At 65.3% G+C, this 21,858-nt stretch carries 19 protein-coding genes and 1 tRNA gene; 15 read left to right on the forward strand and 5 right to left on the reverse strand.

The genetic code is table 11. The features are described from left to right. Window positions 1-18 precede the first annotated feature (18 nt). Genes NOV74_RS03305 through NOV74_RS03320 form a run of 4 tightly spaced genes read left to right on the forward strand, consistent with a single transcriptional unit; the run spans window position 19 to window position 4,200 of the window. Window positions 19-492 carry a (2Fe-2S)-binding protein gene (locus tag NOV74_RS03305; RefSeq protein WP_243286059.1) on the forward strand — a complete coding sequence of 158 codons (474 nt, stop codon included), beginning with the start codon at window positions 19-21 and terminating at the stop codon, window positions 490-492. Further along, entirely contained in the window at window positions 489-2,639 is a 2,151-nt protein-coding gene (locus NOV74_RS03310) for a xanthine dehydrogenase family protein molybdopterin-binding subunit (protein WP_257309237.1), read from the forward strand. Before NOV74_RS03305 ends, NOV74_RS03310 begins: the two co-directional genes overlap by 4 nt. Window positions 2,640-2,668: 29 nt before the next feature. Next, window positions 2,669-3,649: an XdhC family protein gene (locus NOV74_RS03315; RefSeq protein WP_257309239.1), complete on the forward strand. Its 981-nt coding sequence runs from the start codon at window positions 2,669-2,671 to the stop codon at window positions 3,647-3,649. Between the two features lie 8 nt (window positions 3,650-3,657). Beyond that, window positions 3,658-4,200 (forward strand): nucleotidyltransferase family protein, encoded by a 543-nt coding sequence (locus NOV74_RS03320; RefSeq protein WP_257310554.1) that lies wholly within the window; start codon window positions 3,658-3,660, stop codon window positions 4,198-4,200. Here NOV74_RS03320 and NOV74_RS03325 read toward each other — a convergent pair. Next, window positions 4,190-4,588 (reverse strand): winged helix-turn-helix transcriptional regulator, encoded by a 399-nt coding sequence (locus NOV74_RS03325; protein WP_257309241.1) that lies wholly within the window; start codon window positions 4,586-4,588, stop codon window positions 4,190-4,192. The genes NOV74_RS03320 and NOV74_RS03325 overlap by 11 nt on opposite strands. Before the next feature lie 105 nt (window positions 4,589-4,693). On the opposite strand from NOV74_RS03325, the gene NOV74_RS03330 reads away from it, so the two are divergent. The 8 genes from NOV74_RS03330 (at window position 4,694) to NOV74_RS03365 (ending at window position 13,274) form a co-directional block, all read left to right on the forward strand. After that, the gene (locus NOV74_RS03330) at window positions 4,694-5,245 is read left to right on the forward strand and encodes a flavodoxin family protein (protein WP_257309242.1); all 552 of its coding nucleotides are present in this window, start codon (window positions 4,694-4,696) and stop codon (window positions 5,243-5,245) included. A 73-nt stretch (window positions 5,246-5,318) separates the two neighbouring features. Next, entirely contained in the window at window positions 5,319-5,639 is a 321-nt protein-coding gene (trxA, locus tag NOV74_RS03335; RefSeq protein ID WP_257309244.1) for a thioredoxin, read from the forward strand. 30 nt (window positions 5,640-5,669) lie between these two features. Continuing rightward, window positions 5,670-6,320: an NAD(P)H-dependent oxidoreductase gene (locus tag NOV74_RS03340; RefSeq protein ID WP_257309245.1), complete on the forward strand. Its 651-nt coding sequence runs from the start codon at window positions 5,670-5,672 to the stop codon at window positions 6,318-6,320. Window positions 6,321-6,468: 148 nt separating this feature from the next. Further along, entirely contained in the window at window positions 6,469-7,458 is a 990-nt protein-coding gene (locus NOV74_RS03345; protein ID WP_257309246.1) for an aldo/keto reductase, read from the forward strand. Between the two features lie 23 nt (window positions 7,459-7,481). Continuing rightward, entirely contained in the window at window positions 7,482-8,342 is an 861-nt protein-coding gene (locus NOV74_RS03350) for an MBL fold metallo-hydrolase (RefSeq protein ID WP_257309248.1), read from the forward strand. 51 nt (window positions 8,343-8,393) lie between these two features. Then, window positions 8,394-10,058, forward strand: a complete 1,665-nt coding sequence (gene hutU / locus NOV74_RS03355) for a urocanate hydratase (RefSeq protein WP_257309250.1) — start codon at window positions 8,394-8,396, stop codon at window positions 10,056-10,058. A gap of 68 nt (window positions 10,059-10,126) precedes the next feature. Further along, a complete protein-coding gene (locus NOV74_RS03360; RefSeq protein ID WP_257309251.1) occupies window positions 10,127-12,856 on the forward strand; it encodes a WD40/YVTN/BNR-like repeat-containing protein in 2,730 nt (909 codons plus the stop codon). A 19-nt stretch (window positions 12,857-12,875) separates the two neighbouring features. Beyond that, complete coding sequence (locus NOV74_RS03365) at window positions 12,876-13,274, forward strand: YchJ family protein (RefSeq protein ID WP_257309252.1); 399 nt, start codon at window positions 12,876-12,878, stop codon at window positions 13,272-13,274. A gap of 147 nt (window positions 13,275-13,421) precedes the next feature. On the opposite strand, the gene NOV74_RS03370 is transcribed toward NOV74_RS03365, so the two are convergent. Further along, entirely contained in the window at window positions 13,422-13,595 is a 174-nt protein-coding gene (locus NOV74_RS03370; protein ID WP_257309254.1) for a hypothetical protein, read from the reverse strand. A gap of 253 nt (window positions 13,596-13,848) precedes the next feature. Here NOV74_RS03370 and NOV74_RS03375 point away from each other — a divergent pair, with 253 nt between their 5' ends. The 3 genes from NOV74_RS03375 to wrbA all read left to right on the forward strand — a co-directional run bounded on the left by NOV74_RS03375 (window position 13,849) and on the right by wrbA (window position 16,955). Continuing rightward, on the forward strand, window positions 13,849-15,009 hold the full coding sequence (locus NOV74_RS03375) for a 3-oxoacyl-[acyl-carrier-protein] synthase III C-terminal domain-containing protein (protein WP_257309256.1): 1,161 nt from the start codon (window positions 13,849-13,851) through the stop codon (window positions 15,007-15,009). Beyond that, entirely contained in the window at window positions 15,006-16,238 is a 1,233-nt protein-coding gene (gene ubiG, locus NOV74_RS03380) for a bifunctional 2-polyprenyl-6-hydroxyphenol methylase/3-demethylubiquinol 3-O-methyltransferase UbiG (RefSeq protein WP_257309258.1), read from the forward strand. Before NOV74_RS03375 ends, ubiG begins: the two co-directional genes overlap by 4 nt. Before the next feature lie 114 nt (window positions 16,239-16,352). Then, window positions 16,353-16,955, forward strand: a complete 603-nt coding sequence (gene wrbA, locus NOV74_RS03385) for an NAD(P)H:quinone oxidoreductase (RefSeq protein ID WP_257309260.1) — start codon at window positions 16,353-16,355, stop codon at window positions 16,953-16,955. A 407-nt stretch (window positions 16,956-17,362) separates the two neighbouring features. Here the strand turns inward: wrbA and NOV74_RS03390 are convergent. The 3 genes from NOV74_RS03390 to NOV74_RS03400 all read right to left on the reverse strand — a co-directional run bounded on the left by NOV74_RS03390 (window position 17,363) and on the right by NOV74_RS03400 (window position 21,805). Next, a tRNA-Thr gene (locus tag NOV74_RS03390) sits at window positions 17,363-17,438 on the reverse strand. A gap of 40 nt (window positions 17,439-17,478) precedes the next feature. Continuing rightward, complete coding sequence (locus NOV74_RS03395; protein ID WP_257309262.1) at window positions 17,479-19,620, reverse strand: prolyl oligopeptidase family serine peptidase; 2,142 nt, start codon at window positions 19,618-19,620, stop codon at window positions 17,479-17,481. Window positions 19,621-19,690: 70 nt separating this feature from the next. Continuing rightward, on the reverse strand, window positions 19,691-21,805 hold the full coding sequence (locus NOV74_RS03400) for a prolyl oligopeptidase family serine peptidase (protein ID WP_257309264.1): 2,115 nt from the start codon (window positions 21,803-21,805) through the stop codon (window positions 19,691-19,693). Window positions 21,806-21,858: the final 53 nt, after the last annotated feature.

Raw genomic sequence — 21,858 nt, forward strand, 5'->3', positions numbered from 1 at the left:
TCCCAGATGGAGGTGCCCATGGCGGAGTACACCCTCTCGATCAACGGCCAATCCCATACCGTCGAAGCATCCCCGGACATGCCCCTGCTGTGGGTGCTCCGGGACCGTCTCAAGCTCACGGGCACCAAGTTCGGCTGCGGACAGGGCCTTTGCGGCGCCTGCACCGTCCACCTGGGCGGCGAGCCCGTGCGGTCCTGCGTGACGCCGGTGAGCGACGTCGGCGCGAAGCGCATCACCACCATCGAGGGCCTGGACCTCCACGGCGCCCATCCCCTGCAGAGGGCCTGGATCGAGGTGGACGTCGCCCAATGCGGCTACTGCCAGACCGGCCAGATCATGACCGCCGCGGCCCTGCTGGCCAAGCATCCCAAGCCCACGGACCGGGACATCGACCAGGCCATGGGCGAGAACGTCTGCCGCTGCGGCACGTACCTGCGGATCCGCGAAGCCATCCACCGGGCCGCGGGCCAGCGGAAGGAGGTGGCCCCATGAGCACCACCCGCCGTGACTTCCTCAAAACCACCGGCGCCCTGACGCTGACCTTCGCCCTGCCCGTGCGGCTGAAGGGCGCGGCGGCCCAGGCGCCGGAACCCGCCTTCCAGCCCAGCGGCATGCTGCGCATCGACCCGGACGGCGCCGTCACCATCTGGGCCACGCGCACCGAGATGGGCCAGGGCGTCCGCACCAGCATGGCCATGGCCATCGCGGAAGAGCTGGAGGCGGACTGGTCCCGCGTGAAGATCCTCCAGGCCTCCACCGCGCCGAGATTCGGCGATCTCGGCGTCACCGGCGGAAGCCAGACCACGCTCTCCACCACCCTGGCTCTGCGGAAGGTGGGCGCCCAGGCGCGGGAGATGCTCCTCCAGGCCGCCGCGGACACCTGGGGCGTCCCCAAATCCGAATGCCTCGCCCGGGACGGCCGCATCCAGCACCTGCCCACGAAGCGGAGCCTGCCCTATGGCGACCTGGTCGCCCGGGCCGGCAAGCTCACGCCGCCGGCGGAGCCGCCGCTGAAGGCGCCCAAGGACTTCCGGGTCCTCGGCAAGGATGCCCGGCGCCTGGACGGCCCCGACATCGTGGCCGGCAGGGCCCAGTTCACCACGGACCTCCACCTGCCCGGCATGCTCGTGGCCAGCATCGAGCGCTGCCCGGTGTTCGGCGGGAAGGTGAAGTCCTTCGACGCCTCCGCCACGTTGAAGGTGCCCGGGGTGAAGCAGGTGCTGGAGGTGCCCAGCGGCGTGGCCGTCTTCGCGGAGGATACCTGGGCCGCCTTCACAGGCCGCGAGGCCCTGAAGGTCCAGTGGGACGAGGGGCCGACCGCCAAGCTGGACAACGCCTCCATCCGAAAGCAGTACGAGGAACGGCTCAAGACCCCCGGCAAGGTGGTGCGCCAGGTAGGCGACGCGGCCCTGGCCCTGCCGAAGGCCGCCAAGCGCATCAAGGCCACCTACGACGCGCCGTTCCTGGCCCACGCGACCATGGAGCCCATGGTGGCCGTGGCCGACGTGAAGCCCGGCCGCTGCATGATCTGGGCGCCCACCCAGGCCCCCGGCATGGCCCTGCCCGCCGTCGAGCAGATCACCGGCCTGAAGGCCGACCAGATCGAGATCCAGGTCATGCTGGCGGGCGGCGGCTTCGGCCGCCGGGCCATGGCCGACTTCATCGCGGACGCGGTGGCCTGCTCCAAGGCCGTCGGCGCCCCCGTGAAGGTGCAGTGGACGCGCCCCGACGATTTCCAGCACGACGGCTACCGCCCCGCCACCCTGCACGAGCTGGAGGCGGGCCTGGACGCCCAGAGCCGCCCTGTGGCTTGGAGGCACCGGTTCGTGGGGCCTTCCATTGCCGCCTCGAACCACTTCCCCTGGCCGCCGGAGGCCACCGAGCTGGCAGGCGCCGCCGACCTGGCCTACGACATCCCGAACCTGCACGTGGAGTGGGGCCAGAGCGACACACCGGTGCCCATCTGGTTCTGGCGCGCCGTGCCCGCCAGCTTCAATCCCTTCGTCACGGAATGTTTCCTGGATGAGCTGGCCCACGCGGCTGGGAAGGATCCCCTGGCCTTCCGCCTGGCGCACCTCCCGAAGGCGCCCCTGAAGCTGGGCCAGCACGAGTTTGATCCGGCCCGCTACCGCGCCGTACTGGAGCTGGCCGCGGCCAAGGCTGGGTGGCGCACCCGCAAGCTACCCAAGGGCTGGGGTCACGGCATCGCGGCCCACGCCTACCTGGACTGCGGCACCTATGTGGCCCAGGTGGCGGAGGTGGAAGCCAAGGCGGACGGCGGAATCCGTGTCCATCGCGTGGTCTGCGCCGTGGACTGCGGCCTGGTGCTGAACCCGGGCAATGTGAAGGCCCAGATGGAAGGCGGCATCGCCTTCGGCCTCAGCGCGGCCCTCTACGACGAGATCACCCTCAAGGACGGCCGCGTAACCGCCGACAGCTTCTCAGATCATCCGATCCTGCTGCTCCCGTCCATGCCCAAGGTGGAGGTCCATATCGTGCCCAGCGAGCTGCCGCCGGGCGGCGTGGGCGAGCCGGGCCTGCCGCCCCTGGCGCCGGCCGTGGCCAACGCGGTGTTCGCAGCCACCGGCAAGCGTCTGCGCAGCCTGCCGCTGCTCCCCCCGAAGCTGCGCAAGGCCTGATCACTGTCCCGGCAGGGCATAATCCCCTCATGAACAAAGAACTCCAGGACATCCTGGCACTCGTCCGGGGCCGTGGAACGCCCGCGGCCCTGGCCACGCTGGTCCGCGTTGAAGGCTCCAGCTACCGCCGACCCGGCTCCCGGCTGCTCACGGACGGGCAGGAGGTGCTGCGCGGCTCCCTCAGCGGCGGCTGTCTCGAAGGCGAAGTCATGGCCCGGGCCCGGGACGTACTGGGCGACGGCCAGCCTCGCCTGCTCCGCTACGACCTTCGGGGCGATGCGGACCTGGTCTGGGGCAGCGGCAGTGGCTGCGAGGGGCTGTTGGACATCCTGGTGGAGCGCCTGGATCCCGCCGCGCCGCCCGAATGGCTGGCCTGGATCGACCAGGCCAGGACTTCCCGGACGCCCCTCACCATCCACACGGATCTCGACCCCGATCACTTGGGGGTGCGCCGTATCCACCTTCAGCCGGACCTGGCGGCCTCGGGCTTTGTCGAAACGCTCAATCCACCCATTGCCCTCTGGATCCTGGGCGCCAGCGATGACAGCCGGCCCATGGTGCGCATGGCCAAGGAGCTGGGCTGGACCGTGGGTCTGCTGGACCACCGGCCCGCCTTCGCGCGCCCGGAGCGCTTCCCCGAGGCGGACGAGGTCCTGTCGGGCCATCCGGCTCAGCGCGTCCCCGAACTGGGACTAGACGCACGCAGTGCCGTGGTCCTCATGACCCACAACTACCTGAAGGACCTGGAGGCCCTGCGCGCGCTGGCGGTCTCCGGAGTCGGCTACCTCGGCCTCATGGGCAGCCGCGCCCGCAGCGCGAAGATCCGCGAGGAGCTCGCCGCGGAAGGGCTCTCCTGCGGGGAGCGTCTGCACAGCCCCGTGGGTCTGGACCTGGGTGCGGAGGACCCCGAGACCATCGCCCTGGCGGTGCTGGCGGAAATCCAGGCCACCTTCCAAGGCCGGGAGGGCGGCTCCCTCCGCAGCACGCGCACCCCCGTGTCAGCCCCGTGATCGCGGCGGTGATCCTGGCTGCGGGAGAAGGCCGGCGCATGGGCGGGACCAAGGCGCTTTTGCGCATCGACGGGGAGACCCTGCTGCGCCGCACAGTCAGGGCGGCCCTTGAGGCGGGCTGCGACCCCGTGGTGGCTGTGATCGGAGCCTGGGATCCGGGCCTCGAGGGTATGAAGGTCCAAACGGTAGTCAACTCCGAGGCCAGCGAAGGCATGGCCAGTTCCATCCGCCGGGGCATCACCGTCCTTCTCCCGGAAGTGCGCGCGGCACTGATCCTGACAGTGGACCAGCCCGCTGCGGATACCGTGCTGCTCAGAAACTTGCTGGCACTGGCCGCCCGTGATCCGGAGCGCCCCGCCGCCTGCGCTTATGCGGACACCCTGGGCATCCCGGCCATCCTGCCGCGACGCCTCTTCCCGGACCTGCTTGCCTTGAGCGGCGATCGCGGCGCCAAGGCGATCCTCGTGCGTGAAGCCACCGCCACGCTGCCCTTTCCAGGTGGCGAAGCAGACCTGGACGTGCCCACCGATCTCGAACGGTTCAAGCGCTGAGGCTGGGCTTTTTCTGCAGATGGTCATAGCGCTTGCGGGCCTGTTCCAGTTCCGAAAGGTGCGTGCCTGCCCACTCACACAGGGCTCCCAGCGGCCCGATGAGTGTGTGGCCGAGCTTGGTCAGCTCGTACTCCGTGCGGGGTGGCACCTCGGGGTAGACGTGGCGCGTGACCAAACCGTCCCGCTCCAGCTTGCGCAGCGTCTGGGTGAGCATCTTCTGGCTGATGCCGCCCACCTGCCGGTGGAGATCGCCGTACCGCTGCTTACCCTTCGACAGCAAGTAGATCAGCAGGGTGGTCCATTTGTCGGCGATGAGATCCAGGGCCTGGCGAGTCGGACACTGGGCGCTGAGGACGTTGGGAGCAAGGGTGCATGCTTTGCGAACCATTGGGTGCCTACCTTCCAAAATGGTGCCTACTTTCTTTTCGATCGTAAGCATCTAAAGTTTGGATCACGGGCCAAGTGAATGCAAGTGCCCGAAAAGGAGACAAGGATGACCCGAATCGCCATCGTGTTCCACAGCGGCTATGGCCACACCAAGGTGGTGGCGGAGAGTGTGAAGGCTGGCGCCGAAACCATCCCTGGCGCGAAGGTTCTGCTCATTCCGGTCGAGACCATCGACGCCCACTGGGCGGATCTCGAAGCCGCGGATGCCATCGTCTTTGGCAGCCCCACCTACATGGGCAACGTCAGCGGCCCCTTCAAGACCTTCATGGACGCCAGCTCCAAGCCCTGGGTTGAACGGAAGTGGAAGGACAAGCTGGCCGCCGGCTTCACCATCAGTGGCAGCCCCAGCGGCGACAAGCTGAACACCCTCCAGTCCCTGATGATCTTCGCCATGCAGCACGGCATGGTCTGGATCGGGAATGCCGAAATGCCTGGCAACGAGGAGGGTATCAACCGCCTTGGCAGCTTCACGGGCCTCATGGCCCAGGCCGGCCAGGTGGCTCCCGACGTCGAACCCAATCTGGCCGATCGCAAGAGCGCCGAGTTCCTGGGCCAGCGCATCGCCTCCGCCGCCACCCGCTGGGCCAAGGGCGCCTGAACCCCGGGAAAATGTCATGACCGCGAAGCCTTCCAGATCCGTTAATCTGGAAGACTTACGTAGGAGTCCCCGAATGTCCGACCTCATCCAGCACCTGACCGACCAGACCTTCACCGAGGCCGTCGCCCATGGCTACACCGTGGTGGATTTCTGGGCGCCCTGGTGCGCGCCCTGCCGTGAACTGGCCCCCATCACTGAAACCTTGGCCGCGGAATTCAAGGGGAAGATCGGCTTCGCCAAGTTGAACGTGGACGATTTCACCCCACTCTCCGAACAGTACGACGTCCTCAGCATGCCCACCCTGGTGATCTTCAAAGATGGCCAGCCATTGGATCGCATCGTGGGATCCCTGCCCATCGACCAGCTGCGGACCCGTCTCCAGCAAGCCATTTGACCACATCTCCATTCCAAATCTGAGGCACCCATGAGCACCATCTCCGGCGAAAGCCTGCTCCAGCAACTCAACTGGCGCTATGCCACCAAGAAGTTCGATCCCTCGAAGAAGATCTCCGCCGCCGACTGGGCCGTGATCGAGGAGGCCCTGATCCTCACGCCTTCCAGCTACGGTCTGCAGCCCTGGAGGTTCATCGTCGTCACTGATCCCGCCCTCAAGGCCAAGCTGCGCCCCGCCTCCTGGAACCAGTCCCAGGTGGAGGATTGCAGCCATCTGGTGGTCCTCACGGCCAAGCAGGACATCACCGAGGTCGATGTAGACCGCTTCATCGAGCGCATCGCCGAGGTGCGCGGTGCCACGGTGGAGAGTCTGGCGGGTTACAAGGGCTACATGGTAGGCGACCTGGTGAACGGCCCACGCCACGCCATCATCCATGAATGGGCCGCTCGGCAGACCTACATCGCCCTGGGCAACCTCATGACCTCCGCCGCCCTGCTCGGCGTGGATGCCTGCCCCTTCGAAGGCATCGAACCCGCCAAGTACGACGAGATCCTGGGCCTCAAAGGCACCGGTTACACCACCATCAGTGCCTGTCCCCTGGGCTACCGCGCGGCAGACGACAAGTACGCCAGCGCCCCCAAGGTGCGCTTCGAAGCCAAGGACGTTGTCGACCACCGCTGAATGCCGACACTTGCTTGAGACAAAGGAAAAATGCTTTCACCACCAAGACACCAAGAACTGCAAAGGCCCTGTTTTTGCTTTTCTTGGTGCCTTGGTGTCTTGGTGGTAAATCTTTTCCGCTGCTCATCCTGAGCCCCAGGAGGTCTCCATGCTGACCCGCACGCTCGGAACCCAGGGGCTCACCGTTTCGGCACTCGGCCTTGGCTGCATGGGCATGTCGGACTTCTACGGCCACCGGGATGATGCCGAATCCACGGCCACCCTCCTCCACGCCGTGGACTGCGGCATCACCTTCTTCGACACCGCTGACATGTACGGCCCCCACCTCAACGAAATCCTGGTCGGCAAGGCCTTGGCGGGCGTGCGGAACCGCGTGGTGATCGCCACCAAGTTCGGCATCATGCGTGACCCCAACGATCCCTCGGTGCGCGGTGTCTGCGGGCGGCCTGACTATGTCCGCAGCGCCTGCGACGCCAGTCTGAAGCGGCTGGGCGTGGCCACCATCGACCTCTACTACCAGCACCGCGTGGATCCAGAGGTGCCGATCGAAGAGACCGTGGGCGCCATGGCCGAGCTGGTCAAAGCCGGCAAGGTGCGCTTCCTGGGCCTCTCCGAAGCCGGTCCGGCGACCTTGCGCCGGGCCTTCAAGATCCACCCCATCAGCGCCGTCCAGTCCGAATACTCGCTTTGGACCCGCGATCCCGAAGAAGGTCTGTTGCAGACATGCCGGGAACTGGGCGTGGGCTTCGTGCCCTACAGCCCCCTGGGCCGAGGCTTCCTCACGGGCCAGATCCAGAAGTTCGAGGACTTCGAGTCCGGTGACTACCGCCGGAACTCGCCCCGCTTCCAGGGCGACAACTTCCAGAAGAACCTGGACCTGGTGGCGCGCCTCCAGGACATGGCCGCCGCCCGCGGCTGCACCCCCGCCCAGCTCGCCCTGGCCTGGGTCCTTGGCCAGGGCGGGGATATCGTGCCCATCCCCGGCACCAAGCGCCGCGACCGGCTGGACGAGAATTTGGGGGCCCTGGAGCATGTTCTCTGCCCTGGCGAACTCCAGGAGCTGACCGGCCTCTTCCCGCCAGGAGCCGCGGCAGGCACTCGCTATCCTGAGGCGGCGATGCACATGGTGAATCGCTGAAGCATCCAAGAAACGGAGGCCCCATGGCTCACCGGAAGGATGCCTATCCCGACAATGCTCCCGGTCCCTTCTTCGTGGACCGCACCTGCATCGACTGTGGCACCTGCTACCAGTTCGCGCCGGAGACCTTCGTCGATGGCGGCAACCACGCCCAGGTCCATGCCCAGCCTGGCGACCCCGTATCGAGGTTGCGGGCCTCCATGGCCCTGGTGGCCTGCCCCGTGAGTTCCATCGGCACCGATGACAGGACCGACGTTCCCGCCGCCACCAAGGCCTTCCCCCATCCCGTGGCGGAAGACGTCTACTTCTGCGGCTACACCAGCGAGAAGAGCTTCGGCGCCTGGAGCTACCTGATCCGTCGGACTGGGGGCAACGTGCTCATGGATTCCCCCCGAGCCGCCGAACCGCTCATGAAGAATCTGGAGGCCCTGGGCGGAGTCGCGATGATGATTCTCAGCCACCGGGACGACGTGGCGGATCACGCCGTCTACCATTCACGCTTCGACTGCGAGCGCATCATGCATCGGGCGGACGGCTTCGCCGGCCTGGAACACCTGGTAGATGGCGACGACCCCATCCATCTGGCCGACGATCTGCTGCTGATCCCCACGCCGGGCCACACGGCGGGGAGTGTCTGCCTGCTGTACCGCGATTTCCTTTTCACGGGGGACCACCTCTGGTGGAACCCGGACCAGGGGCGCCTGTCCGCGTCCCGAACCTACAACTGGCATTCCTGGAAGCAGCAGCTTGACAGTTTGGAAAGGCTGCTCGGCTTCGACTTTTCCTGGGTGCTGCCCGGCCATGGCAGCATCCACCAGGCTGAAAATCCGACTGTCATGAGGGCCGAGCTGGAACGGGCCATCGTGGCCCTCAAAGGCTCTTGATCGCCGTCTCGTGCAGGCCGTGGGAGACTAGGGGCCCCGTCGGAGTCCCCCATGACCACCGCCTCTGAAGCTCCCATCGTCACCGCCCCCCGCGGCACCCATCTACACTGCAAAGGCTGGGTGCAGGAAGCAGCCCTGCGCATGCTCATGAACAACCTGGATCCCGAGGTGGCCGAGCGGCCCGAGGATCTGGTCGTGTACGGCGGGCTGGGCAAAGCAGCCCGGAACTGGGACTGCTTCCACGCCATCGTGAAGGAGTTGAAGCATCTGGCCGATGACGAGACGCTGCTGGTGCAGAGCGGTAAGCCTGTGGGCGTGGTGAAGACTCACCCCGACGCGCCCCGCGTGCTCATCGCCAACTCCAACTTGGTGCCGAAATGGGCCACCTGGGAGCACTTCCGCGAGCTCGATCAGAAGGGCCTGATGATGTACGGCCAGATGACCGCCGGCAGCTGGATCTACATCGGCAGCCAGGGCATCGTGCAGGGCACCTACGAGACCTTCGCCGAGGCCGCCCGTCAGCACTTCGACGGCACCCTCGCCGGCACCTGGACCCTCACGGCGGGCCTGGGCGGCATGGGCGGTGCCCAGCCTTTGTCCATCACCATGAACGGCGGCGTGGCCCTCTGTGTCGAGGTGGACCGCACCCGCATCCAGAAGCGCCTGGATACCCGCTACCTGGATGAGTGGACCGACAACCTGGACACGGCCATGGCCCTGGTCCAGCAGTATGTGGACGCCCATGAGGCCCGCAGCATTGGCTTGCTGGGCAATGCGGCGGAGATCCTGCCCGAGATCCTCAAGCGAGGGTTCCAGCCCAACCTGGTCACCGACCAGACCAGCGCCCACGACGAATACAACGGCTACATTCCCGCCGGGCTCTCACTGGAACAAGCCGCTATCCTGCGCAAGGAGCAGCCCGAAGCCTACGTGGAGCGGGCCCTCGCCTCCATGCGGATCCACGTCGAAGCCATGGTCGAGTTCCAGCGCCGGGGTTCTGTCACCTTCGACTACGGCAACAACATCCGCGCCCAGGCCAAGCGAGCAGGCTTCGAGAATGCGTTCGCGTTTCCTGGGTTCGTGCCCGCCTTCATCCGGCCCCTTTTCTGCAAGGGCATTGGCCCCTTCCGCTGGGTCGCGCTCTCCGGCGACCCCGAGGACATCGCCGTCACGGACGCCGCCATGATGGAGCTGTTTCCTGAAAACGAAGGCATGATCCGCTGGCTCAAGGCCGCCAAGGAGAAGATCGCCTTCCAGGGCCTGCCCGCCCGCATCTGCTGGATCGGCGCCGGAGAGCGCCACCTGGCCGGCTTGAAGTTCAACGAGCTGGTCCGGACCGGCAAGGTGAAAGCCCCCATCGTCATCGGCCGCGACCACCTTGACAGTGGCAGCGTAGCCAGCCCCAACCGTGAGACCGAGGCCATGAAGGACGGCTCTGACGCCGTCAGCGACTGGCCCCTGCTCAACGCCATGACCGCCGTGGGCGGCGGCGCCTCGTGGGTGAGCTTCCACCACGGCGGCGGGGTGGGCATGGGCTACAGCCAGCACAGTGGCGTGGTCATCGTGGCCGACGGCACCGAACGCGCCGACCGCTGCATCGCCCGCGTGCTCTGGAACGATCCCGCCATAGGCGTCTTCCGCCATGCCGATGCCGGCTACGAAAGTGCTCGCGAACATGCCGAGGCCATCGGGCTGCACATTCCCATGAAGGGATGACAGCCGGCGCGGATGGGTGGATACCTCATTACCTGCGGTAAGCTGTCGGATCCCCCCTTGAGGTAGCCATGGTCATCCACCTTCCGCGCCTGCTGTCCGCCCTCCTGCTCTGCACCTCGCTGAGCGCCGGCGCGAAGACCAAGGCCCCTGCCCCCGCGCCGAAAGCCCAGGGCCCGACCGTCGATGCGGCCCGGCTCGCTGCGCTGAAGGCCCGCAGCATCGGTCCCGCCATCATGGGCGGTCGGGTCTCTGATATCGCCGTGGATCCGAGGAATCCCGACACTTTCTACGTGGGTCTCGCCACGGGCGGGGTGTGGAAGACGGCGAACGCGGGAGCCACCTTCTCCCCCCTCTTCGACAAGCAACCGGTTCAGTCCATCGGCGCCCTGGCCGTGGCCCCTTCTGATCCGAAGGTGATCTGGGTGGGTACTGGCGAGGCCAACGACCGCAACAGCTCCGGCTGGGGCAACGGCGTCTACCGCTCCACGGACGGCGGCGCCACCTGGGCGCGTGCGGGTCTGGAAGGCAGCAAGGCCATCCCGCGCATCGTCGTGCACCCCGAGGCCCCCGCCACGGCCTGGGTGGCGGTCATGGGGGACCTATGGAACCCCGGCGGTGAACGGGGCCTCTTCAAAACGACGGATGGCGGAAAGACCTGGAAGGCCGTTCTGAAGGCTCCCGGCGGCCTGGACACGCGGGTGGGCTGCGGGGACGTGGTCCTGGATCCCTCGGCCCCGAACACGCTCTACGCCACCCTCTACGCCCGACGACGCACGCCCTGGTCCTTCAGCTACGGCACGGCCGCCTCAGAGGGCCAGGATGTCGGCGGCATCTATCGGAGCGCCGACGGCGGGGCCACCTGGCACAAACTGGAGAAGGGCCTGCCGACGCTCACCGGCCGCATCGGGCTGGATGTCTCCCGCAGCAATCCCAAGATCGTGATGGCGGTGATCCAGAGCGACCAGGGCGGCACCGTCGGCATTGACGACCTCCTGAGCCGCGCCGGCGGCGTGTTCCGCTCCGAGGACGGTGGGGACAGCTGGAGCCGCATGAACGCGCTGGATCCCCGCCCCTTCTACTTCAGTCAGCTCCGCATCGATCCGGTGAATCCGCAGCGGGTCTACGTGGCCGGCTACATGCTGCATGTCTCCGACAATGGTGGCCGCAGCTTCCGGGAGGACCTCTTCGGCAAGGTCCACTCGGACTGCCATGCCCTGACCTTCCCCAAGGCCGACCCCCCGCAAGCGGAACCACCCGCGCCCGGCGAACCGGCGCTGCCTCCAGTGACGTCACGGCTGCTGCTGGGCACGGATGGTGGTGTGTACCAGAGCTACGAGGCTGGCCAGGCCTGGCTTCACTTGGACAGCATCCCCGCGGGTCAGTTCTATCGCATCACCCTCGATGACAGCGTGCCGTACCGCATCGCTGGAGGCCTCCAGGACAACCTCAACTGGGTGGGCCCCAGCCGCACGCGGTCCAAGGAGGGGATCCTCAACTCCGATTGGATCAACATCGGCGGCGGCGACGGCTTCTCCTGCGCCTTCGACCCCAAGGACCGCGACCTGATCTACGCGGAAAGCCAGGAGGGCATGCTGCACCGCTTCAACCTCCGCACCGGTGAGCTCAAGGCGCTGCGACCGAACCCCGCCGAGGGCCAACCCGCCTTCCGCTTCAACTGGAATGCACCGCTTTTCGGCAGCCGCCACGATAAGGGCGCCCTGTACCTGGCCGGTAATCGGGTGTTTCGACTGACAGATCGCGGGGAGAACTGGAAAGTCATCAGCCCCGATCTTTCCACCCAGGATGCCCAGAAAACCACCGCCACGGGCAGCGGCGCGGAGACCTACGGCGTGGTGTACACCCTGGCTGAATCGCCCGTGAAGGCGGGTCTCCTTTGGGCTGGCACGGATGACGGCAAGCTGTGGGTCACCGAAGACGACGGGAGCCATTGGACTGATCTCAGCGCGTTCGTACCCGCCCCCGCCCGGGGCCAGTGGGTGAGCCGCATTGAGCCCGGAGGCCGGGACCCCAAGGTGGCCTACCTCGCCGTGGATGCCCATCGGGCCGGCCTCTACGCGCCCCTGGTCTACCGCACGGCCGATGGCGGCCACACCTGGCAGAGCCTCGCGGCCGATCTGCCTCCGGACATTCCCGTGAAAGTGGTTCGGGAGGATCCGGTGAATCCCGACCTGCTCTATGCGGGTACCGAGGCGGGCCTGTTCGCAAGCCTCAACCGGGGCGCCACCTGGGTGAAGCTGGGCGGCTTGCCAGCCGTGGCCGTGGACGATCTCCAGGTCCACCCCCGGGAGCATGATCTCGTCATCGCCACCCATGGCCGCAGCTTGTATGTGCTGGATGATGTCGCCCCGCTGGAAGCCCTCACCGCCGAGGTTGCCGCCAAGCCGCTGGAACTCTTCCCCGTGCGTCCCGCGCAAGGTGCCTATTTGCTGCCGGGCTGGGAAGAGTCCGGCGGCAAGGGGATCTACCGTGGCGAGAACCCGCCAGAAGGCGCACTGCTTACCTACTGGATCCGTGATCTGGGCGAGGAAGCTCCCACGCTGTCCATCACCAACGCCGAAGGTCAGCCTGTGGCCACCTTCCCTCTGCCGCGCACACCGGGCATGGGCCGGGTGGCCTGGAACCTGCGCCCGACCAAAACCCTGCTCACCGAGTATGGCGGCCTGGGCCCTGACAAGTTCGTGCGCCCCGGCACCTACACTGCCACGCTGAGTCTGGGTGCCATCAAAGTGCAGCAGAAGGTCCAGGTCACCATCGCCACCGGCATCGAAACCCGCTGACAGCCTCCGGAGAGGATCCATGTCCCGCCCCTGCCCCTGCACTTCCAAGAAGCCCTACGACCGCTGCTGTGGCCCCTACCATGCGGGTACGGCCCAGCCCGAAACCGCCGAACAGCTCATGCGCTCCCGGTTCTCCGCCTACGCCCTCGGTAAGGTCGATTACCTGATTTCCACCCGCTCCGAAGCCAAGCGCGCCGAGGAGAACCGGGACGAGCTCGCCACCTACTGCAAGTCTGTCAGCTGTGTGGGCCTCAAAATCATCAGCAAGGAAAAGGGTGGCAAGGGCGATGACACTGGGGTGGTCACCTTCCACGCTAGCCTCCAGACGAATGGCCGCCGCACCCTCCACATCGAGACCAGCACGTTCGAACGGGAGCATGGCCGCTGGGTGTACCTGGATGGGGTGGTGAAGGGATAGCCTCCCTTCCTGTAAGCAATCCCGACCAGATCAGTGCCATGAAACCCCTGCTCGAAGCGGAAGGATTTACGCAGCCCGCCAAGCAGTTACCTGGACAGTTCCAGGACCTTCCGCTGGGAAGCGCGGCCGAACCAAAGCCTGGCTGATTTAGAAGGTGAGGCTGCGCGTGCGCAACTTGTGCACCAGCAGGCCGAACGGGATGAAGAACAGACGGAAAGCACGACGGTGCCGGCGTCGATCGCCACCCGACCGCAACGCACGCCGCTCGGTTCCGGCTTCGCGGTTGTAGTTCCAGGCGCTTTGGCTGGTTCGCCGGTTCATGTCCCGATCCACCCCTCTGAAGAAATATAGGGCATGGAACGCGGTTGCGCCGTCAAGTTGTGAGGAGCAAACGGCATACCTCCGCATTTCCAGCCCCTTCGGATCGCTTCTTGAAGGAAGAACCCGCCTTCAATTTGAAGGAGTCGTTGATTCATGTTGATTTAGACTGTGCGTGTGATTATTCACACATGTAACACTAATCACTGTAATTAAATAAATTAGTGTTTGGTTCATAAAATGCTTAAACCCGCGGATGAGTTACGCTCCGCTTCTCTTGCACACCTTCCAGAGCCAGCCGCCCAAGTACCACTCCGGGCAGGACTCGATCCTGGAATGGATCGCCGCGGCCCACGCCCAGGCGGAAATAACCCTCCAGAAACCGGTCACGGACGAAGCGCGGGAGATCATCACCCGGAAGTACCGAAAGCTGGTGCTGCGGTTCGGGTGCAGTACGGATCGGATCCATTTCCGGAACTCCGCCCTGGAGGACTTCACCCATACGGACTGGGACCGAATGCGGATCTTCCAGCTCAAGGAATATCCGTCGGGCAAGCCCTGCGGCGAGCGGAGCCGGTTCTTCCGGGAAGTCAGCGGCCTCGCCTTCGACCGGTTCTACGCCGAGGAGGCAGACCCACCGCCAGTGCTCATCCATGTCACCTGCACCGGGTATGTCTCACCCAGCGGAGCCCAGCGGCTGGTGGCCAAGCGGGACTGGAGGCGTGCCACCGAGGTGATCCACGCCTACCACATGGGCTGCTACGCCTCGCTGCCGGCCGTCCGCATGGCCGCGGGATTCGTGGAAAGGGGCAAGGCCAGGGTGGATCTCGTCCACACCGAGCTGTGCACCCTGCACATGGATCCGACCCAGCACCTCCCCGAACACCTGGTGGTGCAGACCCTCTTCGCGGACGGCGTGATCAAGTACTCCGCCTCGCGGATGGGAGATGGGGCTTCCGTTTCAAACGGACTGGAACTGCTCGCCACCCGCGAGGAGATCGTGCCGAACACGGAAGATGCCATGAGCTGGATGGTCTCCGACTTCGGAATGCTGATGACCCTTTCCCGCAAGGTCCCGGACCACATCCGCGCCGGCCTGGGAGCGTTCCTGGACCGCCTGGGCGCCAACGCCGGCTTGACCACGGCCCAGCTGTGCGAAACAGCCCTCTTCGCCATCCATCCCGGCGGCCCCCGGATCATTGATGAAATCGCGGAGCACCTCGGTCTGCGCCCGGAGCAGGTCCAGGCCAGCAATGCCATCCTGGGTGCGTTCGGGAACATGTCCTCCGCGACGCTGCCCCATGTCTGGAAGGCCATCCTGGAGGATGTATCGGTCCCACCCGGCACGATGATCGTCTCCCTTGCCTTCGGGCCCGGCCTGACCATCTCGGGCGCCCTTCTTCGGAAACACGGGTGAACGATTCCCTGCTCTGGTTCCTGCCTTTTGGCCTCCAAGGCCTCGCCATGGGGGTGGACGAGTTCTGGTTCCATCACCGGAGAACCCTGCCCCGCGGCGAATGGATGGGGCACGCCCTGGACACCTCGGTGTTTCTGGCCTGCCTTGCCTGCCCGCTCTTGCTCCCCCCTACTGGACCGAACATCAGTCTCTTCGGGGTGCTGGCAGTAATCTCCTGCCTCCTGATCACCAAGGATGAGTTCATCCACCAACGCCTATGCACGGGGGGAGAGCACTGGGTACATGCCGTCCTGTTCATTCTGCATCCCCTGGTCCTGATGGCCACGGCCCTGCTTTGGATCAGCTCGAAGGCCACGCCATTGGCAGGAATTCCAACCCCGCCTCTGACTGCGGCAAGAGGGATGCTCCTGTTCCAGTGCTTCGCCGTGTCCGGATTCCTGGCATTCCAGGTCGTCTACTGGTCGACCCGCAAGCAGCCAGAAGGGGCGGAGCCCACCATCAACAACGCCCTTTACGATGAGCTGGGTGAAAGGTGGTACACGGCCACCGATGACCCGGTCGCGTTGCTGAGATCGGAATCCCGGCTCAGAACATCCTGGGTACTGTCGGAAATCCGGGCGCATTTTGGCGATCCGCCCCAGGCCATCCTGGATGTAGGCTGCGGGGCCGGGTTTCTCGCCAATGCCCTGGCAGAAGCCGGTCACGCGGTCACTGGAATTGATCTCTCCCGCGAAAGCCTGGCGGTGGCCCATCGGCACGACGCGACTCGCTCGGTGATCTATCGCGCGATGGATGCGCGTGTGCTGTCCCTTCCTGATGGGCGTTTCGACGTGGTCTGCATGATGGATTTCCTCGAGCATCTGGTGGAACGGGATGCCGTCATACGGGAAGCCTCCAGAGTCCTCAGACCTGGCGGTTTTTTCTACTTCCATACGTTCAATCGAACCCCCATCAGCTGGCTCATCGCCATCAAGGGCGTCGAATGGTTCGTCAGGAACACCCCCAAGCACATGCATGTCTACGACCTGTTCCTGAAACCAGCAGAGCTCAGGGACATGTGTGCCCGACACCACCTCACCATCGAGGTGGTGCGGGGCGTACGGCCCAGGATTTTCACTTGGGCCTTCCTCAGGCTGCTGCTCACGGGACGGGTGAGCGATCAGTTCCAGTTCATATTCACCGGGTCCCAGCGGGTCGGGTACTGCGGCCGGGCCCTGAAAATCGCCTGACCACCTTCCAGGGCTGCTCCCGGAGGGTGGTCCCGGCAAACCAGAGAAAGGAGCCGCCGCTATGAATGCCGGGCACGCAGTTCACCGCACCACCAGACAGCGAGGAGAAATGACATGGCAAAAGTCCTGATTCTCTACTACAGCATGTACGGCCACATTGAAACCATGGCGAACGCCGTGGCTGAAGGCGCCCGCAGCGTCGCAGGCACCGAGGTCACGATCAAGCGCGTCCCAGAGTTGATGCCTGAGGAGGCAGCCCGGAAGGCGGGCGCCAAACTTGATCAGGCGGCTCCGATCGCGACCGTGGATGAGTTGCCGGGCTACGACGCCATCGTCTTCGGAACCCCGACACGGTTCGGCAACATGTGCGCACAGATGCGCAACTTCCTGGATCAGACCGGCGGGTTGTGGCTGAAGGGCAGCCTGATCGGCAAGGTGGGCAGTGTGTTCACGTCCACAGCCACGCAACATGGCGGGCAGGAGACCACAATCACCTCCTTCCATACCACGTTGCTGCACCACGGCATGATCCTCGTGGGGGTGCCCTATTCCTGCCAGGAGATCATGAACATGAGCGAGATCACTGGCGGGTCGCCCTATGGCGCGAGCACGCTGGCTGGCGGCGATGGCAGTCGGCAACCGTCAGAAAACGAATTGAAGGTCGCCCGTTTCCAGGGAGCCCATGTCGCGCAGGTGGCCAAGAAGCAATCGGCCTGATGAAGTGGGCATCGCGAAGAAAGCTGGGGGGGAGGGACTCAAACTGCGCCTGGCTCCCCAGTCGCCGGTCCCGCTTCGGCGATCAGAGAAGGAGTGCCTTCCCACTCGGGCGAGATTCGAACTGCGCCTGGCTTTGCCGGCCGCCGGTCCCGCTTCGGCGTGCCATCTGGGCACGCCTCGGGCGGTCCCACTCGACCCTAGATCCTCGCGACGCATGCCTCGCGAGGGCAGGTTCGAACGGGGCACCGACCCACCCCACCAGGATTCGAACTGCGTCTGGCTTCGCCAGCCGCCGGTCCCGCTTCGGCGCGACATCTAGTCGCGCCTCGGGCGGTCCCACTCGCAGGTTCGAATCCTCTTTATTCCAGTGAAAAAGGGCCCCCCGCACGCGGGGAGCCCTTTTTCACTGGAGCCAACTACAGGATTCGAACCTGCGACCTGCTGATTACGAATCAGCTGCTCTACCAGCTGAGCTAAGTTGGCGCTGGCCTCCCAGTTTGCCCTGGGAAGGCCCTGGAATCAACTAGTGGGCGAAGCCGGTGGGCAGCTTCATGTGGAGGTTCTTGACGAGGAAGGCCCACTGGTCGGCACGTTCGGCGATCTGCTTGGCGGTGGGCTTGCCGGCGCCATGGCCGGCGTTGGTCTCGATGCGGGTGAGCACCGGGGCCGGACCGGCCTGGTCGGCCTGCAGGGTGGCGATGAATTTGTGGCTGTGGGCGGGCACCACGCGGTCGTCATGATCGCCGGTGGTCACGAGGGTGGGCGGATATTTCACGCCCGGTTTCAGGTTGTGCAACGGCGAATACTTGATGAGGTTCGCAAATCCCTCCGCGGTGTCGCTGGACATGTAGTCGCTCTTCCACATCCAGCCGATAGTGAAGGTGTGGTACCGCAGCATGTCCATGACGCCCACGGCGGGCAACGTCGCGCCGAAAAGGTCCGGACGCTGGGTCATGCAGGCGCCCACCAGCAGGCCTCCGTTGGATCCGCCGTGGATGGCGAGCCTGGGGGTGCTGGTGTACTTTTCCTTGATGAGCCACTCGGCGGCGGCGATGAAATCGTCAAAGACGTTCTGCTTCTTCTCGCGCTTGCCGGCTTCCCACCAGTCCTTGCCGTATTCGCTGCCGCCCCGCAGGCAGGCCACGGCATAGACGCCCCCCATCTCCATCCAGACCTGGGACACAGGCGAGTAGCCGGGAGACAGGGCGATGTTGAAGCCGCCGTAGGCGTAGAGCAGTGTGGGATTGGTGCCGTCCAGCTTCAGCCCCTTCTTGTAGGCCAGGAACATGGGCACCTTGGTGCCGTCCTTGCTGGGGTAGAAGACCTCCTTGACCTCGAACTCAGTGGGCTTGATGTCGACCTTGGGCTGGCGGAACACGCTGCTGGTTCCCGTTTTCAGGTCGTAACGGTAGAGGGTGGGCGGCTGGTTGTAGGACGTGAAGGCGTAGAAGGTCTCGGCGTCCTGCCGGCGGCCATTGAACCCGCTGAGGTTGCCCAGGCCTTCGGGCTTGATCTCCTTGAGGAGCCGGCCTTTCAGGTCATAGAGCTTTACGACGTTGAGGGCGTCCACCTTCCAGGTGACCGCGAAAGTATCACCGAAGAGGTCCACCTCGGCCAGGACGTCGCGGCCCTTCCCTTCGGGGATGATGTCCCGCCAAGCCTTCGGGCTCGGGTCCTTCAGTTCCACGGCCACGATCCGGTGGCGAGGGGCGCCCGCATCGGTGTGCACGTAGAAGGTGTCGCCATCATTGCCGATGATGGAATAGGAGCCGTCGTACTTGTCGAACAGGGGCACCACGGGGCTGCCGGTTTGACGGAGGTTCTTCAGGAAGACACGGTTCTTCCGCTCGGTGCCCTGGTGTTGGGAGATCACCAGCCAGTGGCCGTCGTCGGTGACCTGGGCGCCGAAGCCCCAGTCGGGCTGGTCCGGCCGCTTGTAGACCACCGCGTCCTTTTCCACCGGATCGCCCAGCTTGTGGAAGAAGAGCTTCTGGTTCTTGTAGACGGCGGTGAGGGCCTTGCCGGCCTCCACCTTGGGGTAGTCGGTGTAGTAGAAGCCGCTGCCGTCCTTGGCCCAGCTATTGACGCCCATGCGGCCCGCGGGGAAGGCATCCGGCAGATCCACGCCGGTGGCCACGTTGCGGACCTTCCAGGTGCTCACGTCGGAGCCCCCCTTGGACAGGCTGTAGGCCACGAAGGTGCCATCCTCACTGAAGCGCATGCCCCCCAGCGCCACGGTGCCGTCCTTGCTTAGGGCGTTGGGATCGAAGAGCACGCGGCCCTTGTGCTCCAGACGCTCGGTCAGGTAGATCACTGCCTGATTCTGGAGGCCGGTGTTGTAGGAATAGACGTAGTGCTTGCCGTGCTTGCTGGGAGCTCCGAATTTCTCGTAGTTCCACAGGCGGGTCATCCGGGCTTCGATGGCCTTCCGCTCGGGAATCCCCGCGAGGTAGGCCTGGGTCACCTGGTTTTCGGACGCCACCCACGCAGCGGTCTCGGCGGAGCGGTCATCCTCCAGCCAGCGGTAGGGATCGGCCACCTTGGTGCCGAAGTAGTTGTCCACCACGTCCGCCTTGCGGGTCGGGGGGTAGGTCAGCGGCGCCTGGGCCACCAGCGCCGATGCGGCGAGGGCCAGAACGCAGGATCGGGACATGGCGAGGGGCATAAATGGGCCTCCTGAAGGGCATTTGGGGGTGCCCTCCAGGATACCTCGTAACAAAAGGCTGGAACAATCCCTAGTGCAGCTTCATCCCGAGGTTCTTCACCAGGAAGGCGAGGACATCAGCCCGCTCCTCGATCTGCTTGGCGGTGGGCTTGCCCGCGCCGTGGCCCGCGCTGGTTTCGATGCGGGTGAGGATGGGCGCCGGGCCCGCCTGAGCAGCCTGGAGGGTGGCCGTGAACTTGTGGCTGTGGGCAGGTACCACTCGGTCGTCATGGTCGCCGGTGGTGATGAGTGTCGGCGGGTACTTCGTGCCGGGCTTGATGGTGTGCAGGGGCGAGTACTTCATGAGGGTTTGGAAGCCTTCTTTGGTCTCGCTGCTGCCGTAGTCGCTCTTCCAGCCCCAGCCCAGGGTGAACTTGTGGAAGCGCAGCATGTCCATGACGCCCACCTCGGGTACGGCAGCGCCAAAGAGGTCCGGCCGCTGGGTGAGGCAGGCGCCCACCAGCAGGCCCCCGTTGCTGCCGCCGTTGATGGCCAGTTTCGGCGTGGAGGTGATCTTGTGGGCGATAAGCCACTCGGCCGCCCCGATGAAGTCATCGAAGACGTTCTGCTTCTTCTCTTTGCGGCCCGCGTCGTACCACTCCAGGCCGTACTCGCCGCCGCCACGAAGGTTCGGCATGGCGTAAACGCCGCCCATCTCGAGCCAAACCATTCGGGAAACCGAGAAGGCCGGGGTCAGCGAGATGTTGAAGCCTCCGTAGCCGTAGAGCAGGGTCGGGTTCAGGCCATCAAGCTTGATCCCCTTCTTGTGCACCAGGAACATGGGTACCTTCGTGCCGTCCTTGCTGGGGTAGAAGACCTGCTCCACCTCATAGTCCGCGGGCTTGAAGGCCACTTTCGGTGTGCGGAAGATGGCGCTCTTCCGCGTCTTAAGGTCCAGGCGGTAGATGGTTCCGGGATAGGCGAAGCTGCCGAAGGTGTAGAAGGTTTCCAGGTCCTCGCGTCGCCCACTGAACCCACCGGCCGTGCCCAGCGCAGGCAGGGCCAGATCACCTGTCTTCTTGCCCTTGAGATCATAGAACTCAACGGCGGAATGGGCATCGCGCATCCAGGTGGCAATAAAGCGGCCGCCCACCACGGACACGGCTTCCAGCACGTCCCTGCCCTTGGCCTGGGGGATGATCCCGGTCCACACCGCAGGGTCGGTCTGCCCTTTGCGGATGGCGACCAGGCGATTCCGGGGTGCCCCCTGGTTGGTGAGGACGAAAAAGGTGTCGCCCTCGTTATCCACCACGCTGTAACTGGCGTCCATGCGATCCAGGAAGGGCTCCACGGGGCTGCCAGGCTTGCTCAGATCCTTCAGGAACAAGCTGGACTCGGGGTTGGTGCCCTTGCCGCAAGTGATGACCAGCCAGCGGCCATTGTCGGTCACGCTGCCGCCGATGTACCACTCCGGCTGGTCAGGGCGCTGGTAGATGAGCGTGTCCTCGGACTGGGCTGTGCCCAGCTTGTGGAAATAGAGCAAGTGGTGGTTGTTGACGCCCGTGAGCGCCCCACCCTCTTTGGGGGCCTCGTAGCGGCTGTAGAAGAAGCCGCTGCCATCCTTGAGCCAGGAGGCGCCGCTGGCCTTGGACCAGCGGATCTCGTCGGACAGGTCCTTCCCCGTGGCCACGTCCCGGACCTTCCAGGTCTGCCAATCCGAGCCGGCCACCGAGACGGCATAGGCCATGAGCCGCCCGTCCTCCGTGAAGCTCGCGCCGCTGAGGGCCACGGTGCCGTCCTTGCTCAAAGTGTTCGGATCGAGGAGCACCCGGCCTGCGGCCTTGGGATCCTCCGTCACGAACAGCACGGACTGGTTCTGGAGACCGGTATTGTAGGAGTAGAAGTAGCGCTGGCCCCGTTTGAACGGCGCGCTGTACTTCTCGAAGTCCCAGAGACGGGTGATGCGTTCCCGGATCTTGGACCGCTCGGGGATCTGCTCCAGGTAGGCGAAAGTCACCTTGTTCTGGGCCTCTACCCAGGCCTTGGTCTCGGCCGAATTGTCGTCCTCCAGCCAGCGGTAGGGGTCGGCCACCTTGGTGCCAAAAAAGTCGTCCACCACGTCGGCCTTCCTGGTCGGGGGATAGGTCAAGGGGGTCTGCGCGGATAGGGCGGTCGTGATGGCAAGGGCCATGGAAAGAATCCTCATGCAGTGGTCTCCAAGCGGGCAGCCATTCTCGCATCAATCGAAGACCGATTCCC

The organism is Geothrix fuzhouensis (assembly GCF_024609325.1).
In the GTDB taxonomy this organism is placed as follows: domain Bacteria; phylum Acidobacteriota; class Holophagae; order Holophagales; family Holophagaceae; genus Geothrix; species Geothrix fuzhouensis.

Excerpts from the sequence above, each read along its gene's own strand:
- NOV74_RS03360 (WP_257309251.1), top strand. The coding sequence starts at position 10,127 with ATGGTCATCCACCTTCCGCGCCTGCTGTCCGCCCTCCTGCTCTGCACC.
- NOV74_RS03340 (WP_257309245.1), top strand. The coding sequence starts at position 5,670 with ATGAGCACCATCTCCGGCGAAAGCCTGCTCCAGCAACTCAACTGGCGC.
- NOV74_RS03395 (WP_257309262.1), bottom strand. The coding sequence starts at position 19,620 with ATGCCCCTCGCCATGTCCCGATCCTGCGTTCTGGCCCTCGCCGCATCG.
- NOV74_RS03310 (WP_257309237.1), top strand. The coding sequence starts at position 489 with ATGAGCACCACCCGCCGTGACTTCCTCAAAACCACCGGCGCCCTGACG.
- NOV74_RS03315 (WP_257309239.1), top strand. The coding sequence starts at position 2,669 with ATGAACAAAGAACTCCAGGACATCCTGGCACTCGTCCGGGGCCGTGGA.
- trxA (WP_257309244.1), top strand. The coding sequence starts at position 5,319 with ATGTCCGACCTCATCCAGCACCTGACCGACCAGACCTTCACCGAGGCC.
- hutU (WP_257309250.1), top strand. The coding sequence starts at position 8,394 with ATGACCACCGCCTCTGAAGCTCCCATCGTCACCGCCCCCCGCGGCACC.
- NOV74_RS03325 (WP_257309241.1), bottom strand. The coding sequence starts at position 4,588 with ATGGTTCGCAAAGCATGCACCCTTGCTCCCAACGTCCTCAGCGCCCAG.
- NOV74_RS03375 (WP_257309256.1), top strand. The coding sequence starts at position 13,849 with ATGAGTTACGCTCCGCTTCTCTTGCACACCTTCCAGAGCCAGCCGCCC.
- NOV74_RS03370 (WP_257309254.1), bottom strand. The coding sequence starts at position 13,595 with ATGAACCGGCGAACCAGCCAAAGCGCCTGGAACTACAACCGCGAAGCC.
- NOV74_RS03350 (WP_257309248.1), top strand. The coding sequence starts at position 7,482 with ATGGCTCACCGGAAGGATGCCTATCCCGACAATGCTCCCGGTCCCTTC.
- NOV74_RS03400 (WP_257309264.1), bottom strand. The coding sequence starts at position 21,805 with ATGAGGATTCTTTCCATGGCCCTTGCCATCACGACCGCCCTATCCGCG.
- wrbA (WP_257309260.1), top strand. The coding sequence starts at position 16,353 with ATGGCAAAAGTCCTGATTCTCTACTACAGCATGTACGGCCACATTGAA.
- NOV74_RS03345 (WP_257309246.1), top strand. The coding sequence starts at position 6,469 with ATGCTGACCCGCACGCTCGGAACCCAGGGGCTCACCGTTTCGGCACTC.
- NOV74_RS03305 (WP_243286059.1), top strand. The coding sequence starts at position 19 with ATGGCGGAGTACACCCTCTCGATCAACGGCCAATCCCATACCGTCGAA.
- NOV74_RS03365 (WP_257309252.1), top strand. The coding sequence starts at position 12,876 with ATGTCCCGCCCCTGCCCCTGCACTTCCAAGAAGCCCTACGACCGCTGC.
- NOV74_RS03330 (WP_257309242.1), top strand. The coding sequence starts at position 4,694 with ATGACCCGAATCGCCATCGTGTTCCACAGCGGCTATGGCCACACCAAG.